General features: G+C 57.1%; 17 protein-coding genes and 1 tRNA gene. 12 read left to right on the forward strand and 6 right to left on the reverse strand.

Annotated elements, in window-relative coordinates:
- Nucleotides 1–119: 119 nt before the first annotated feature.
- Nucleotides 120–398: a hypothetical protein gene (locus tag EC9_RS01510; RefSeq protein ID WP_145341776.1), complete on the reverse strand. Its 279-nt coding sequence runs from the start codon at nucleotides 396–398 to the stop codon at nucleotides 120–122.
- Nucleotides 399–852: 454 nt separating this feature from the next.
- Here EC9_RS01510 and EC9_RS01515 point away from each other — a divergent pair, with 454 nt between their 5' ends.
- The 7 genes from EC9_RS01515 (at nucleotide 853) to EC9_RS01540 (ending at nucleotide 5,164) form a co-directional block, all read left to right on the forward strand.
- Entirely contained in the window at nucleotides 853–1,551 is a 699-nt protein-coding gene (locus tag EC9_RS01515; protein ID WP_145341778.1) for a hypothetical protein, read from the forward strand.
- A 168-nt stretch (nucleotides 1,552–1,719) separates the two neighbouring features.
- Nucleotides 1,720–1,848 (forward strand): hypothetical protein, encoded by a 129-nt coding sequence (locus EC9_RS27120; RefSeq protein WP_261342918.1) that lies wholly within the window; start codon nucleotides 1,720–1,722, stop codon nucleotides 1,846–1,848.
- A 118-nt stretch (nucleotides 1,849–1,966) separates the two neighbouring features.
- Nucleotides 1,967–2,209 (forward strand): hypothetical protein, encoded by a 243-nt coding sequence (locus EC9_RS01520; protein ID WP_145341780.1) that lies wholly within the window; start codon nucleotides 1,967–1,969, stop codon nucleotides 2,207–2,209.
- Complete coding sequence (locus EC9_RS01525; protein WP_145341782.1) at nucleotides 2,206–2,619, forward strand: helix-turn-helix domain-containing protein; 414 nt, start codon at nucleotides 2,206–2,208, stop codon at nucleotides 2,617–2,619. The genes EC9_RS01520 and EC9_RS01525 overlap by 4 nt, the downstream gene beginning before the upstream one ends.
- Before the next feature lie 356 nt (nucleotides 2,620–2,975).
- Entirely contained in the window at nucleotides 2,976–4,394 is a 1,419-nt protein-coding gene (locus tag EC9_RS01530; RefSeq protein ID WP_145341784.1) for a replicative DNA helicase, read from the forward strand.
- A gap of 28 nt (nucleotides 4,395–4,422) precedes the next feature.
- Nucleotides 4,423–4,827: a hypothetical protein gene (locus tag EC9_RS01535; RefSeq protein ID WP_145341786.1), complete on the forward strand. Its 405-nt coding sequence runs from the start codon at nucleotides 4,423–4,425 to the stop codon at nucleotides 4,825–4,827.
- A 94-nt stretch (nucleotides 4,828–4,921) separates the two neighbouring features.
- On the forward strand, nucleotides 4,922–5,164 hold the full coding sequence (locus tag EC9_RS01540; RefSeq protein ID WP_145341788.1) for a MerR family transcriptional regulator: 243 nt from the start codon (nucleotides 4,922–4,924) through the stop codon (nucleotides 5,162–5,164).
- A 136-nt stretch (nucleotides 5,165–5,300) separates the two neighbouring features.
- Here EC9_RS01540 and EC9_RS26355 read toward each other — a convergent pair whose 3' ends face one another.
- From EC9_RS26355 to rpsU, 3 genes are all read right to left on the reverse strand, one after another.
- Complete coding sequence (locus EC9_RS26355) at nucleotides 5,301–5,984, reverse strand: hypothetical protein (protein WP_218934515.1); 684 nt, start codon at nucleotides 5,982–5,984, stop codon at nucleotides 5,301–5,303.
- Between the two features lie 582 nt (nucleotides 5,985–6,566).
- Nucleotides 6,567–6,640: transfer RNA gene (locus EC9_RS01550), tRNA-Val, on the reverse strand.
- Between the two features lie 126 nt (nucleotides 6,641–6,766).
- Complete coding sequence (rpsU, locus tag EC9_RS01555; RefSeq protein WP_145089193.1) at nucleotides 6,767–6,961, reverse strand: 30S ribosomal protein S21; 195 nt, start codon at nucleotides 6,959–6,961, stop codon at nucleotides 6,767–6,769.
- Between the two features lie 442 nt (nucleotides 6,962–7,403).
- On the opposite strand from rpsU, the gene EC9_RS01560 reads away from it, so the two are divergent.
- Entirely contained in the window at nucleotides 7,404–7,586 is a 183-nt protein-coding gene (locus EC9_RS01560; RefSeq protein ID WP_145089196.1) for a hypothetical protein, read from the forward strand.
- A gap of 117 nt (nucleotides 7,587–7,703) precedes the next feature.
- On the opposite strand, the gene EC9_RS01565 is transcribed toward EC9_RS01560, so the two are convergent.
- Together EC9_RS01565 and eno are read right to left on the reverse strand one after the other, a co-directional pair.
- Nucleotides 7,704–9,029, reverse strand: coding sequence for a PQQ-binding-like beta-propeller repeat protein (locus EC9_RS01565; protein WP_246105907.1), 1,326 nt, complete (start codon nucleotides 9,027–9,029; stop codon nucleotides 7,704–7,706).
- A gap of 192 nt (nucleotides 9,030–9,221) precedes the next feature.
- A complete protein-coding gene (eno, locus tag EC9_RS01570; RefSeq protein WP_145341789.1) occupies nucleotides 9,222–10,499 on the reverse strand; it encodes a phosphopyruvate hydratase in 1,278 nt (425 codons plus the stop codon).
- A 209-nt stretch (nucleotides 10,500–10,708) separates the two neighbouring features.
- Here eno and EC9_RS01575 point away from each other — a divergent pair, with 209 nt between their 5' ends.
- From EC9_RS01575 to EC9_RS01590, 4 genes are all read left to right on the forward strand, one after another.
- Nucleotides 10,709–11,332 (forward strand): riboflavin synthase, encoded by a 624-nt coding sequence (locus tag EC9_RS01575; RefSeq protein ID WP_145341791.1) that lies wholly within the window; start codon nucleotides 10,709–10,711, stop codon nucleotides 11,330–11,332.
- On the forward strand, nucleotides 11,302–12,213 hold the full coding sequence (gene rsmA, locus EC9_RS01580; protein ID WP_246105908.1) for a 16S rRNA (adenine(1518)-N(6)/adenine(1519)-N(6))-dimethyltransferase RsmA: 912 nt from the start codon (nucleotides 11,302–11,304) through the stop codon (nucleotides 12,211–12,213). Before EC9_RS01575 ends, rsmA begins: the two co-directional genes overlap by 31 nt.
- A 764-nt stretch (nucleotides 12,214–12,977) precedes the next feature.
- The gene (locus EC9_RS01585) at nucleotides 12,978–13,577 is read left to right on the forward strand and encodes a sigma-70 family RNA polymerase sigma factor (protein ID WP_145341793.1); all 600 of its coding nucleotides are present in this window, start codon (nucleotides 12,978–12,980) and stop codon (nucleotides 13,575–13,577) included.
- Nucleotides 13,578–13,787: 210 nt separating this feature from the next.
- On the forward strand, nucleotides 13,788–14,855 hold the full coding sequence (locus EC9_RS01590; RefSeq protein ID WP_145341795.1) for a methyltransferase domain-containing protein: 1,068 nt from the start codon (nucleotides 13,788–13,790) through the stop codon (nucleotides 14,853–14,855).
- The last annotated feature ends 223 nt before the right edge of the window (nucleotides 14,856–15,078 follow it).

The following is a 15,078-nucleotide window of genomic DNA, read 5'->3' on the forward strand; positions in this document are numbered from 1 at the left end:
AGTCACAACAACGGAGGGAACTAAGACTCAGGGAGGAATCGGAGTTTTTGTTGGTGCGGTCGGGCTTGGTAGTAAGGGGCAATCTGAAGCAACGAATCAGTACGCTAATCGCATCAAATTCATCGTTCCTTTATTGCTGCCCAAGGTTTGATCTTCAATGCTTCGCTCACGCCGCGCTCCGCGTCTTCGCAATACTGCATGACCGAAAAGACGGACTTCAGCCCGGCAAGCCGCTGTTGTGGCGAGCCGGAAATCATCGAAGCGGCCCACAACGCAACCAGATGCTCTTTGGATCCAATCGCCTGAATTAAGGCGTTCAGGAACGCTGTAACGTCCCTGTGGTCCCTGATGGCTCGCAGACCCGCTGACAACGCTTTCTTCTCGTCTCTCTTGGTCAAACCACGCCTCGCAAATCGCATTGCTCTCGCGTGGCAATCGTCGCACAGCGTGTGTCGTTCATCGCCGCCCGATCGCCGCAAGCGGAACCGTTCAGGCGGCAATTGCAGTAGACACCCGGAGCATTCGCGAGTCATAGAAGTGGACGCTTGGGGAACATGCACGGCGTGGTCTATCCGGCGCAAAAACAGAAAAAAATTGCTCCTCCCGCGCGCGTGCGCGTAGGTACCTAGTGTAGCACCCTAGGGTAGGCAGAGGGAACCGTTGTCGTGCGGCTTGTTGGCCGACAGCTTCCCCCCCCCGCCCCACGATTCAACGGTACTTGCCCCCCGCGAAGCGATCCCCAGAATCGAAGCATGGGCAGACGGTTAGCTCCCGCCGTCGATCGACTCGCGTTGCCTTTCACCTTGGGCCGCGCGAGCCGATCGGCCCTTTCTAAATCGAAGGTTGATACTGATGGCGACTTTTGACGAACGGTTCGAAAGTGAGACGGATTGGCGTGACTATATCAACGCCGAGATATTGCCCCGTTTCGACGATGAAGTTGCCAAGTTGTTGGCAATAAAGGACCTTCGGGAGGCTGCGACGCAATCGGAGTTGATGCTAAACGCCCTCGCTGATGCGTTTCTTGTTGAGGCAGAATGGTGGCGAGGGACGTTGCCTGGCCGAGAAGTCATCATTGCGCAGCTCGATTTACTTGACGTTAGCGACGATGTTATCGGCTCTTTTCATGACTTGATCGCAGCGTTGAGTCAGCTTGCTGCCTCTTTTGATTTGTTTCGACAGAATGGTGACTTTAGACCGCGTGATGCTGTGCGGCAGTTGCCAATCGTCCAAGATGCGATTGAGGATTGGCTTCGCTGGCGAGGTCAAGAGCTTCGTCGCGGTGTGTCAGTTAAGGCTGCTGTGAAAGTCATCGACAACGATGATGCTGAGAATTTGCAAAAGCAGTGGTTCGGTAGTGATGACTTTAAGAATAAGGTCATCGTTCCGATCGGTAAAAGTGAGCGGAAGGGCAAGCCGCAGCTGTATGATCTTTCCGAAATCGAGAAGTTTGCTGCGAAAAAACACGGCCTGTCGGAATCTGAAAAACGCCGCTATGCACAACGTTTTCGTGAGGTCTCCGAGATCGTTTGGGTAAAGAGATGTGAGTAAATTTATCCGATTTATCCGGGGCGAAAATCTGCGGCTCTAATTCAGTGACTTGAACGAGTTTTAACTCAACACTGAATCGGAGACTTGATGAATGCGTTTGTTTTGGAGCGGCTTCTGCCGACTGGCTGGCGAAGATCGGGCGAATTGTTCTGGCGGTTGGAAGATGCAATGCGAGCATCTCAAAACGAAATTAGCGACGGCGCTCGCGCCATTCGCATCTTGTCGGTGGCCATCAATCCCAATGCGATTGTCGAGCAACAGGCTCCTGTCGATGCTCCTGATCTAGCCATGACGTGAGCTGAGTTCTTGCATGAAAAACGCCGCAGGTTGACGACATCGACCCGCGGCGACTGTGCTGATTCCGCAATCAGCGCTGCTGACATCCCGCACCGCACACACGAAACAGGACACCACCATGATATCTCGACCGCCCCGCCACGGGCAACCGACTCTCCACCCCGATCGCCCGTGGCGAGAGACCTGGCTGACGGAATCCGAGCTGGACTTTGCGCGTCAGCAGGATGGCAACATGCAGCATCTAGGCCGGCTGATCGCGCGACGTGCCTACGAGGTGATTCGCCGATCGGAGGCCATCCTTACAGATGAGCGAGAGGGGATTCGGCAGACGGCATCCGAAATTAGGGAGGCGCTCGAGTGAGTACTCGCTTCGCAATCATCCCGGAATGCGTCTTCGACGAGCTAGCCGCCCGCAACATCACGGCACGCGACGTTGCTGTATTTGCGGCGATGGCATTCCACGCTAATGCAGATACAGGCGTCTGCTATCCCGGCATGGACGTATTGTCGAAGCGCACCGGCATAAGTGACGTGCGCACGATTTACAGGGCAACCAAAGCCCTCGCTGATGCAAAGCTGATTTGCAAAATCGGGGGTGGATACCGCGATCGCGCTGCCACGTTCCGGATCGCCACCAAGAGCGGAAAACCGAGTCCGGAAAGGGTGACACCAGTGGCACCCAATCATGCAGAAAGGGTGACATCTCATGCAGAAAGGGTGACATCTCATGCAAAAAAGGGTGTCACCGGAGACACCCCAACAGACCAATAACAGACCAAAGAACAGAAACAACGTCCGGCATACAAGTATGCGGACGCGGATATGGAATTTGCGAAAGTGATGTTTGAGCAGATCCGCAGGGTGATCCCTCGCGAGAAACCGCCCAATTTCGAAGCATGGGCAAACGACGTTCGCCTTCTTCGCGAGAGGGACGGTTTTGATCCCGAGGAAATCAAAGCGGTGTTCTGCTGGGCGAACGCTGACGACTTTTGGCGCACCAACATCCGAAGCCCCAGCAAGCTGCGAGAGAAGTACAGCGTTCTGCACGCAAAGATGCTCGCTGCCAAACCAATACCACAACAGCACGAAATCACCACACCGACGCCACGTCAACGGAGGGCACCCGCATGGCATCCACAGCAGAAGAAATCGCCGAATTCGAAGAATGCCTGATCGGAGCGATTTTGGTAGATGCATCCGCCGCCGGCCGCGCAATCGAATCTGTCCGAGGCCGCATCAGCAGCGCGGACTTCACGACGCCGAAACCCAAAAGAGTTTTTGCAGCGATCGAAGCAATTTGTGAAGAAGACGATGCATTGCCGGACATCGTCCCAATTTACCAGCGACTGAAGGCCGACAGGAGCGTCAAGCCTGACGCACAGGTTGATGTGAAGTATCTCCAGGACCTGGCTGTTAAGGGACTGGTCCATAACATCAGTTTCTACACGTCCAAAATCGTCGAGAATGCACGTCGCGAGAAAGTTCGGGGGATTTACCGGGCTGTCGGCATCGCACTCGACAGCGGCGATTCTGATGACGTGCTGTTGCAGCGGACCGAACAGTTAGCCGCGATCCTGATGTCGACCGCTGGAACATCTAGGATTCGATCCGGATACGAAATCGGGTTGAATGTAATTGATCAGCTCCGAGAGGCGAAAGCATCCGGAAAGGAACGCGGGCTGCGAACAGGGATCGCGCCGTTGGATTCCCATACGAATGGACTGCAGCCCGGTACGTTAACCACGTTAGCGGCCCGAACGAGCGTTGGGAAAAGTGCTTTAGGTCTGCAGCTTGCCGACCAAGCGTGTCTGGCCGGGCATCACCCGCTCTATATCTCAATGGAGATGAGCGGAGAAGAGCTAATGGGGCGTAACATCGCGAACGATACGGGAATCGATTCTGCGTTGATCGCTGGATGCGCCCTGGACGGTGCGATGGTGACAGGCAGCGAACTTGTTGAGATTCAGGCGTCCGTGGAACGATACCGGAATGCTCACCTTAGTATCTGGGATCCGCCATCCCGCACGATCACCGCGATGGACATTCAGCGACGGGCCAAGGTCATAAACGCTGAACGCCCGCTGTCGATGATCATTGTTGATTATGTCGACCTTCTGAAGCCGATCGCGAGATTTGGGAACAGGAGAGACATCGAACTCGGAGATTCAGCCAAAGCGTTGAAATCGATTGCAACGGAGCTACGAATCCCCGTTGTTCTGTTGGCGCAGATCAACCGCGCTGGGACCAATCGCGATGGAACAAAGAACGAAGCCAAGCCTGACTTGCAGCACATCGCCGACAGCGACCAGCTGGCCCGGGACAGCGATAACGTTTGGATCTTGCACCGACCGCGACTCGATGAACCGGCAACGAGCCTGTTAATCCGCAAGCAGCGAGGGGCACCAGTGTGCGAAATCCCGCTTCACATGTCGCTGCCCCAGACGAAGTTCACGGAATTACCGATCAGCAGGCACCCGGAATACAACAGCGACTCGCCGGACGTCTCGATCGATTACGACGAGTTCATGGACTCCAACACCGTATGACGATCCTTCGGAACCGTAGTGAATCGACATGTACCCAACTGATCCTGATGAAATGGCGGAACGGTCAAACGCCTTGCATCAATCTGTACTTTTGACCGGCAGCACTTACGTTTTTTGGAGAAACAGAATGGCTATCAAAGAAGCTGAAATGCAATTGGTGCGTCAAAGTGGCCAGCTGGTCACGACGCTGATGGCAATGCAGAGATTGCAAGAGCAGATGACTGATGTGCAGGTTGAAGCGTTTGATAATTTGCAGGTGGCTGTTGCCCGGTTCGACAATCTTGTCGTTGGCACTGTGGAGATTCCGCAAGACTTCGATTGCGTGCAGGTAGCAGCAGACTGCGAGCGGCTTGCCCGAGAGCTTCAAGGTTCGCGAAGCTACATTGACCGGGCGGTTGATAGTGTGTTGGAGGATCCCGATGCGAGTGTTTAGTAGCTGTTGCGGCGCCAGCGGGCGGTGCAGAGATTCTGCCGAATGGTGCTGTGGCTGTTGCGGGAATGCCCGCCGAGTTGGAGGGCTTTGATCAATGGCCGAGTTGACGCCTGCCGAAAAAACTGACATCGCTAAGCTTGTCGCGGCTGAGATTGGGCCGATGGTTGCCCAGGCGGTTGCCGATCTTCATCGTCCGAAGAGTCGCGAAGAGATGGCGAAGTTCCTTGGTGTCGGTTTGTCTACCTTCGATAAACATGCGAAGCATTTGCCGACGATCTGTGTCGGTGGTCGAAGGTTGTTTGATCCATCGAAAGTGATGGAAGTGTTTGCAAAGTGATTTCGTATCGTTACGATCAGTCTGCCACAGCTAGGGTAGCTCCCGAAAGCCGGTTAACCCGCCGGCCCGCTGTGGCGTTTCTTTCTTGGGTTGCATGTGAGGGTAAGGCATGGCGTCCGTTGTGAATCGGAAGGGCTTACGTGAAGTTCGTTTTGTGGGGCGTGGCGGTCGATCGCATACGATCTATCTTGGGCGCGTAACCAAGAAGCACGCCGACACGTTCAAATTGAAAATCGAATCGCTGGTGGACTACGCATTGCGCGGTATCACGCCACCGCTTGAGATAAGCGAATGGATTGCGAGCCTCGACGAAAAGCATCATGGCAAGTTGGTGGCGTTCGGTCTGACCGAATCCAGGGAGCAACGCGAGGACGTTACGCTTGCTCAGTGGTGTCAGCGGTTCATGGCCAGTTTGAGCGTTAAGCAAAGCACTCGCGTCGTCATCGGCAAAGCGAAAGACAACTTGCTGATTTACTTTGACGGTTCGCGCTCGCTTTCGAGCATCACGCCCTTTGACGCGAAAGAGTTTGTCGCGTGGCTTCAAACGAAGGGGAATCGACGCGAGAAGAATCGGACTGCCATGGCGGAGGCGACTGTCAGGCGACGGACGGGGCTCTGTAAGCAGATTTTCGACGCTGCAATCGAAGCCAAGTTGATCGACGAAAATCCATTTGCTGGGCTGGCTTGTACCGTGCGGGCCAACAAAGAACGCCAATTCTTCGTGGAAGCCGCCTGGATTGAGCGTTGCATTCACAAAGCACCGTGCGAAAGTTGGCGTGTGATTCTCGCGCTGACGCGATTCGGTGGGCTTCGCCTGCATGAAGCGTTGGGGCTCAAGTGGGCTGACGTGAATCTAACCGAGGGCTTTATGACGATCCGCAGTTCCAAGACGGAACATCACGACGACGGTGGCGTGCGGGTGTGTCCGATCTTTCCGGAGCTGCGTCGGCATTTGATGCGGGCCAAGGAGATGTCGCCCGAGGGAGCAGTTCGGGTTCAGGAACGGTATCGGGTGAACCAGAACCCGCGAACTACGTTTGAGAAGATCATCGAGCGTGCTGGGCTGACGAAGTGGCCCAAGCTGTTTCAGAACTTGCGGGCATCCCGAGAGACCGAATTGCTAGCTCAATTCCCTGCAGCGGATGTAACCGCGTGGATCGGAAATAGTGAGACGGTGGCTATGAGGCACTATGCAATGGCAACCGATAGCGTCTTCCAGCGTGCGGTCACAGAGAAGACCGCCGTGGCACACCGAAATCCACACCAAAATCCACACCACTCGGAAGCTCTAGATGGCTCTGGTGAGTCTCAACAGCGTGATGGGCGCAAAGAAAAACCCTCGGAAATCCTTAGTAAAAAGGACTTCCGAGGGCTTAATGAGACTGCTGAGGATTCGACTAAGTGGGCGTTGAGGGACTCGAACCCCCGACCCCCTCGGTGTAAACGAGGTGCTCTAACCAACTGAGCTAAACGCCCTTGAGACGCATCGCTTGCGATGCGGGATCGCGCCGGGTGGGCTGCGATCTGGCCGACTTGCTGTTTGCAGTCGGCCTTGGTGATCTTGCTATCGTCGCTTGAGTGGTTGAATCTAAAGCGGAATTTCTAGCCGGAGATCATTCGGTTGCGCTTGCTGCGGCGTTCGGCACGCAGACGGTTGCGGCGGTTGATTTCGCTCGGCTTTTCGTAGAATTCGCGACGTCGCATCTCTTTCTTGATGCCGCTGCGCTCTACGAGTTTGCGGAATCGACGGACTGCTTCTTGAATCGTCTCCCGATCACGGACAACCAACTTAACCATTATTATTCCTGCACATAGGTTCGGATTTCGCCCTCCAAAATTGAAAGGTTGGGGCTTTCGTCGGAACGCTTCATTCCAACGCAGCGATAAACTTTGAGAACTCCCAAGCATACATCGCAAACAGCTAGGTCGGACATAGTAACAACCGATAAGCTGCTTTGTCCACTGGACTTCCGTAATTTTCAGCTGTTTGCTTGCCCTGCGGCCGGCAGCCGTGAGGCACGGGCTGGAACGTTCCCACTTCATGAATCGGTCATTTTTGGGCAGATCATGACCCCCTTGCCGTAAAGCCTGCCAAAATTCCCTATTCTTCGCAGGCGTTAGCAGAGGAACAATCGGACCGGGGGGCATTTTTTGCTGTCGCAGCGGCCGAAGAAGCCTTGCATTAGGAAGGGGCACGATGCCCGCCATTGATACAGCATTATCAGATTCCGAGGCAAGGATGTCCCCCGCAAACCCTCCAACTGCTGCGACGATGAAACCGGGCGATCTGCTGCACGACCTCGATCGTCGTCAGGATGATGTCTTAACCCAGTTGGATGAACTGCAAGCCAAGCTCGACGGCGTGCTTGCCGAACTGGGAATCACGGCAATGGGTGACGGCGATCTCGACGCGGCGGAGTAGCCGACGCGAATTGCCCAAAAAAACCGGCTCGATCGCTCGACGCCGGTTTGATTTGATCTCGCTCGCGGCAACGCTCTGCCGCGCTAAATCGTCCGTTGGCTGCTCGGTAGGTCGGGCCTACTTGTAGTCGTCCGCGTCCAGCGAAACGCAAACGATCTCTTCATCGTTGCGAGCGAACAGATGTTTGCCGCTGTACGCCGGGTGCGACCAGACAACCGAGCGGCCGAAGCATTCGCCGGTCGGTTCGAGGACGTGGAAGCGGCCGATTTCGCGGTACTCTTTCGAGTCGATCGCCGCGATGATCAGGTCTCCCGTCTCGCTGAACAGGAAGAATTGGTCGCCGTATTTGGTGACAAAGGCGGTTCCGTGTTTGGCACGTCGCTCGCCACCAGTCGTTGGGGCAAAGGTGGTCCACAGTCGGTCGGCCGTCTTGGTGTCGATCGCTGCGAAGTGGCCGACTTGGCAATCGCTGCCGTAGATCACGCCATCGACGATCATCGGCGTCGAGTTGGCACAATAGATCGATGTCTTCTGCTCGCCACGCCACAGTTCTTTGACGGTCGGTTGTTTGCTGCCCAGTTCCAGCATCACCGATTCGGAACCGATCCCGCTGGCGAACATCAGGTTTCCGTCATGCTGCGGCATCGTGATCGACATGCCGTAGAGCGGGGTGAGGGGCACTTCCCAGAATGGCTTGCCCGTCTTGGGATCGAGGCTTTCGATTCCCTTGGGGCTGAAGGTGATCAGTTGCCGTGTGCCGCCGGCTTGGATGATGCGAGGCGGGCAGTAGCCGATGTCGTTGCCGACGGTGGGGCGTTTCCAGATCTCTTTGCCTGTCATCTTGTCGAGCGAGACGACCGATTGGGTTTCACCCCCAACCATGCAGATCAATTGCTCGCCATCGACCAGCGGGTGTGCGGCGTGTCCCCAGATTGGAACTGCGGAGTTGAAGTCCTTTTTAAAGCTGCGCTGCCAGATGACGCTGCCATCAGCAGTCGACAAGCACAGCAAGTCCCCTTCGGCACCGAGGGCGTAAACGCGGTCGCCGTCGACGGTGGGTGTGCAGCGTGGGCCGGCCGGGTAGGAGATGCTGTAGGGACAATCGTAGGCGTGTTCCCAGATCTTCTTGCCAGTTTTGGCGTCGAAGCAGAGGACGCGTTCTTGGCCGCCGAGGGTCGCTCGTGCTCCCGGATCGTTGACAGCTTCGCCCGAGGTGCGGACGTAATCGGTCACGTAGACGCGGCCATCGGCGACCGATGGGCCGGCGTAACCACCCTCGATCGGCATTCGCCAGAGGGTTTTCAGGCCTTCGGCGGGGATCGACTTGATCCAGCCCGCTTCGCTCAGAATGCCGTCGCGATTTTCCCCCATCCACTGCGGCCAATCGGCCTGGGCTTGGAAGGTGGTGGCCAGGGCAAGACAGAGTGTCAGCAGCGATCGCATTGGGGGAGTTCCTTGAGAGGTGGTGGTTCGGCGTCGCAAGTGTTTACGAAACAAATGCGGCAGCGTCCCGTTGGCCGCTGCCGCATCTGTGATTCACTATAGCGTGGTGGTCGCCGTGCGGGCCACCGCTTCGACGCATCAACGACCTGAATCGCCGATACGTCACTTTAGTTCCCTGGCTAGTCCGAGCGACTATTTGGTTGGGAACAGCGGTCCGCCGTATTGCGCTTCGGCGCCCAATTCCTCTTCGATGCGAAGCAATTGGTTGTACTTCGCCATCCGGTCGCTGCGGCTCGCCGAACCGGTTTTGATCTGTCCGGTCGACAGGGCGACGGCCAAGTCGGCGATCGTGCTGTCTTCGGTCTCGCCACTGCGGTGGCTGGAGATGCTTGTGTACTTGGCGCGGCTGGCCAATTGGATCGCTTCGATCGTTTCGGTCAGCGTACCGATTTGGTTAACCTTGATCAGGATGCTGTTCGCGATTCCTTCGTCGATACCGCGTTGCAGGCGTTCGGTGTTGGTCACGAACAGGTCATCGCCGACCAGTTGAACTTTGTCGCCCAGCTTTTCGGTCATCAGCTTCCAGCTGTCCCAATCGTCTTCGGCACATCCGTCTTCGATCGAGCAGATCGGGTAGTTGGCGCACCAATCGGCCATGAAGTCGACCATTTCGCTGCCGCTGAGTTCCTTGCCGTCGATCTTGTACTTCTTCGAATCGCCGTCGTAAAACTCGGTCGAAGCTGCGTCCAAAGCGATGAAGATCTGTTCGCCCGCTTTGTAGCCAGCGTTGTCGATCGCTTGCATGATCAGGTCCAACGCTTCGCGGTTGCTGCCCAGGTTAGGAGCGAAACCACCTTCGTCGCCGACCGAAGTGTTCAAGCCTTTGCTGGACAGAACCTTCTTCAGGCTGTGGAAGATTTCGGTGCCGGCACGCAGGCCGTCGCTGAACGAATTGAAGCCCAGTGGCATCACCATGAACTCTTGGATGTCGACCGAGTTGTCAGCGTGCGAGCCACCGTTGAGGATGTTCATCATCGGTGCTGGCAGGATCGACGCGTTGACGCCACCGAGGTAGCGGTACAACGGTTGTTGGGTGAATTGAGCGGCGGCGCGAGCGGTGGCCAGCGAAACGCCCAGGATCGCGTTGGCTCCCAATTCGCTCTTGTTGGCGGTCCCGTCGAGTTCGCACATGCGGCTGTCGACGGCGCGTTGGTCGATCGCGTCCATGCCGGCCAGAACCGCGGCGATCTTGTCGTTTACATTGGCAACGGCTTTGAGAACGCCTTTGCCCATGTAGACCGATTTGTCGCCATCGCGAAGTTCCCAAGCTTCGTGGACGCCGGTGCTGGCACCGCTAGGTACCGCGGCGCGGCCAAAGCTGCCGTCCATCAGAGTGACTTCGCATTCGATGGTTGGATTGCCGCGCGAATCCATGATCTGACGGGCGTGTACGTTTTCAATCAAGCTCATATTAGTGTCCGATGCTTGTTGGGAGGAATCGATTGCTCGCCCTGTTTCAACCCGGTGGCGTCTATCGCTGCGGGCAAGGCGTGTTATAAAACGGAGGGCTGGGTCGATATTTTGCCTCAAAGCCCAAGATTTGAGAAGCGGACGCGTTAATCCTCACCAGTCGTCGCGAGGGGGAGCCGGCCGCAATTCGGACTCCTGGATTTGATTGCATGTTTACAGGTCTCGTCGAACATCTCGCCACCGTCGCTCAGGTTTTGCCGCAGCCGCCGGGCAAGCGGATCGAGGTCGATGCCGGTCCCGTCGCCGAAGGGGCTCAGATCGGGGATAGCGTCGCCATCAATGGCTGTTGCTTGACCGTAATCGAGATCGACGGCCAGCGGCTGTCCTTCGAAGCGGGCGAAGAAACGCTCAGCCGAACCGTTTTGGGAGGTCTGGTCGCGGGTTCGCTTGTGAATTTGGAGCGAGCCCTGCGAGCTGGCGACCGACTGGGCGGGCATTATGTTTCCGGGCATGTCGACGCGTTGGGGCAGTTGATTTTGCGCGAAGAAGACCCGCCGTGGGCTAAACTGTGGTTTGGCGTGCCGCCCGAGTTGACTCGGCAGATGGCATCCAAGGGGAGCGTAACGGTCGACGGTGTCAGTCTGACGCTGGTCGACGTGCAGGACGACCGCTTCAGCGTGGCGTTGATCCCGCACACTTTGCAAGCGACAACGTTGGGCAGCCGCGCCATCGGCGATCGCGTGAATATCGAAACCGACTTGCTGGCGAAATACGTCCAGCGTCAATTGGAAACAGAAGACAGATGGTCAACCGACAAACCGCCAGCTACCTGACAAAGCGATTCCAGCAGACGGGCATGCGCCCGCTGTCTCGGTTTGGCCAGAACTTCTTGATCGACCTGAATCTTGTCGATCTGATCGCCGACAGTGCGGATATCGATGACCGCGACCTCGTGCTGGAAATCGGTACCGGAACCGGTTCGCTGACCTCTCGCTTGGCAGCCCGTGCGGCGCATGTGATCACTGTCGAGATCGACACCAACCTGGCTCAACTGGCTCAGGAAGAGCTGGAGGATTTGCCAAATGTCACGATGCGGTTGCACGACGCACTGAAAAACAAGAACAACTTCGACCCCGAGCTGCTGGAAAACATCCGCGAGGAGTTCGACAAATTGCCGGCCAAGCGGCGGCGTTTCAAATTGGTCGCCAATCTGCCGTACAACGTCGCCACGCCGATCATCTCGAATCTATTGCGCTGCGATCCGATTCCCGATGTGATTTCGGTGACGATTCAAAAGGAGTTGGCTGATCGGATCGTCGCTCCGCCCGGTACGAAGGACTACAGTGCGCTCAGCATCTGGATCCAGAGTGTCGCCAATGCAAGCATCGTTCGCACGCTGCCGCCGGGCGTCTTTTGGCCGCCCCCCAAAGTCACCTCGGCGATCATCCGGATCGACACCGATGCCAATTTGCGGGCGCGGATCGACAACATCGATTTCTTCCATGAGAAACTGCGGGCGCTCTACTTCCACCGCCGCAAGTTTCTTCGCAGCGTCGTGCTGAGCGCGATGAAAGGCGAACTGGATAAAGCTCAAGTCGACGCTGTGCTGGAAAAGCTTGGCTTCAGTGGTGAGATCCGAGCCGAGCGATTAACCGTCGCCCAAACGATCGAGCTGATCAATGAGCTGGGGACCGCGAGCGCCGAGGCGAAGTAGCGCCTGACGTTTTGCTTGGGGGCGAGGATGCTGCGCTACCATCGCCTCACTGCACCTGCCTGGCGAAGCTGGGAGGGTCGGGAAACGAGCGTTTAGCTAGTTTTTCGGGTAGGGCGGTTCGTCGGATCGATCGCTTTCGCAATGCGCAAACTCCCCTCCCCGAACTTCGCTTCGCTGGTTCGACCCTCCCCAGTCAAACTTCGTTTGGGGGAGGGTGAAGTGTCGAGCAGTTTCACCCGCCTGGCGAAGCTGGGAGGGTCGGAAAACGAGCGTTTAGCTAGTTTTTCGGGGAGGGCCTTCCGTCGGTTCAATCGCCGTCCATATGTGTAGACTCCCCTCCCCGAACTTCGCTTCGCTGGTTCGACCCTCCCCTGTCAAACTTCGTTTGGAGGAGGGTGAAGTGTCGAGCAGTTTCACCCGCCTGGCGAAGCTGGGAGGGTCGGAAAACGAGCGTTTAGCTAGTTTTTCGGGTAGGGCGGTTCGTCGGATCGATCGCCGTCCATGTGTGCAGACTCCCCTCCCCGAACTTCGCTTCGCTGGTTCGACCCTCCCCTGTCAAACTTCGTTTGGGGGAGGGTGGAGTGTCGAACTGGCTGTTGTGTGTCGTCGCTTCGCGACGCCGGAGGTTGTCACTCTGCAACAAAATTGCAAATAATGAAGATTCTAGAAAAGAATCTTGCGAGATCGGCCGATTTGGCTGACTATTGGGATAGGTAGCGTACGCGCGGAGAGTTCTTGATTTGACAGCAAAGGCAACGGTTGCGATGAAACAGAAGCCAGGTAGTCCGCACATTTCACGATTTGCAGCGGTGGCTGTCACCGCGCTGATCTGCAGTTCGGGCGAGACCGCGTCGGCTCACAGCGCTCCCGCTTCGGAGAGCAACGCGATCCAGCAGATCGAACGCTATTGTTCCAAGAGTTGGCAGACGGCTCACATGCCGCGCGACGAGTGGAACGATAGCACTCAGCAGGTGTTGGCGGAGTTGTTGGAGCGGATTCCGCGCGAGCGACTGACCGCGGCGATCGGTGCTTCGGCATCCGAGGAGCGTCGCGAGCTGAACCGCTCGATCTGGCGGATTGTCAAGCGTTGGGTTCGTCGTCAGCGGCACGCCCCGTTGGAAGATTTCGACACTCCCGGCGTTGTCGACGATCAATCGTCGCGCGTCGACGACCAGATCGAACAGGTGTTGCGAGTCGCGTCGACTCAGTTGAGCGACCAGCAGCGGCGGATCATCGAGCTGCTGAAAGAGGGTCTGACGGTTGCCGAAATCGCTGGCCGAATGGATTTGACGCCCAGCCGGATCAGCAACGAGAAGCATCGCGCGATCAAGCAGATTCGTCGCTATCTGTGTGACGCTGCGTAAGCTTTAACTTTCCAAAGGCTGTGGTCGGATTCGATCGCAGCGTCTTCTCATCGGCTGCGTCGTTGTTAGGACCGGTACGATCGCTATCGTCGATGGCGAGTTCGCCGTGGTTGGTTTGGGATTCGCCTGGTTTGCGGCAGCGACGCGACGTAGGGTTCGGGATAGCTGCCTTGTTTGGCAATTCCGTGGGTCCCAACCGTAGTTGCACCGATGATCGAAACCTTAGACGCTCCTCTTCAAGACACTCTCGGCCGCGAAGCTGAGGTTGCTTCTTCCACCGCGCTCCCATCCGATTCGGGTCACGCCGGCGCTGGCGAAACCGCTGCGGCTAGTCTGCGAATTGGCCGCGAAGCGATCGAGATTTTGCAGTGCCCCGGATGCGGCGGCGCGCTGTCGGTCGCAGTCGATGCGATGCAGTGCGATGCATGCGAGCGAACCTATCCGATCGCCGATGGCGTGCCGGTGCTTGTCGTTCCCGAGAAGAGTCTTTTCGATATCGAGACGTTCACCAACGCAGAGCCGACGTTTTTTCGGCCTGTCGGCAAGGTTCGCGAACTGATCAGCGGTTGTTTGCCCGACGTGACGTTAAACGTTTCTTCGGACAAGGTTTACGCTCGGATGTTGCAGCAGATGTTGGAGATTTCGGAGCATCCCACGGTGTTGGTAATCGGTGGTGGTGTGATCGGCGGCGGGATGGATTGTCTTGTCGACGATCCGCGGATCACACTGATCGAAACCGACGCAGCGATCGCGCCGCGGACCAGTTTGGTCTGCGATGGACACGATCTCCCCTTCGCCGACCAATCGGTCGACGCGGTGATCGTGCAAGCGGTTTTGGAGCACGTCGTCGACCCACATCGCTGCGTCCAACAGATCCATCGCGTCCTGAAACCGGGCGGGTTGGTCTATTCCGATACCCCGTTCATGCAGCAGGTTCACGGTCGACAGTTCGACTTCACCCGCTTCACTCGCCTCGGCCATCGCCGCTTGTTCCGGATGTTCGATGAGATCGAGAGTGGGATCAGTTGCGGGCCTGGGACGGCGCTCGCTTGGTCGCTGCGTTACTTTCTGCTCAGCTTCTTCGCCAGCGATCGGATGCGGGCTGCAGTCAGCCTCGCGTCGCGGCTTATGTTCTTTCCGCTGAAGTATTGCGACCGCTATCTGGTCAACAAAGCCTCGGCCAGCGATGCCGCTTCGGCTTTCTATTTCTACGGCAGTCGCAGCGAGACGCCGTTGTCGGATCGCGAACTTGTCGCATCGTATCACGGCGGGTTTTAGACGCATTCGATCCGCTTCGTTTAACCGCGGTGGCAACGCCCCGCGCGTTATAGCGTTGGGCGATGTGTGGCGCGCGGCCCGCTGGGCACGCGGTTAAACGAGAGGGTGCTGGCGCATTCGATCCGCTTCGTTTAACCGCGGTGGCAACGCCCCGCGCGTTATAGCGTTGGGCGATGTGTGGCGCGCGGCTCGCTGGGCACGCGGTTAAACGAGAGGGTGCTGG

The sequence above is a fragment of the Rosistilla ulvae genome, from assembly GCF_007741475.1.
Lineage (GTDB): Bacteria > Planctomycetota > Planctomycetia > Pirellulales > Pirellulaceae > Rosistilla > Rosistilla ulvae.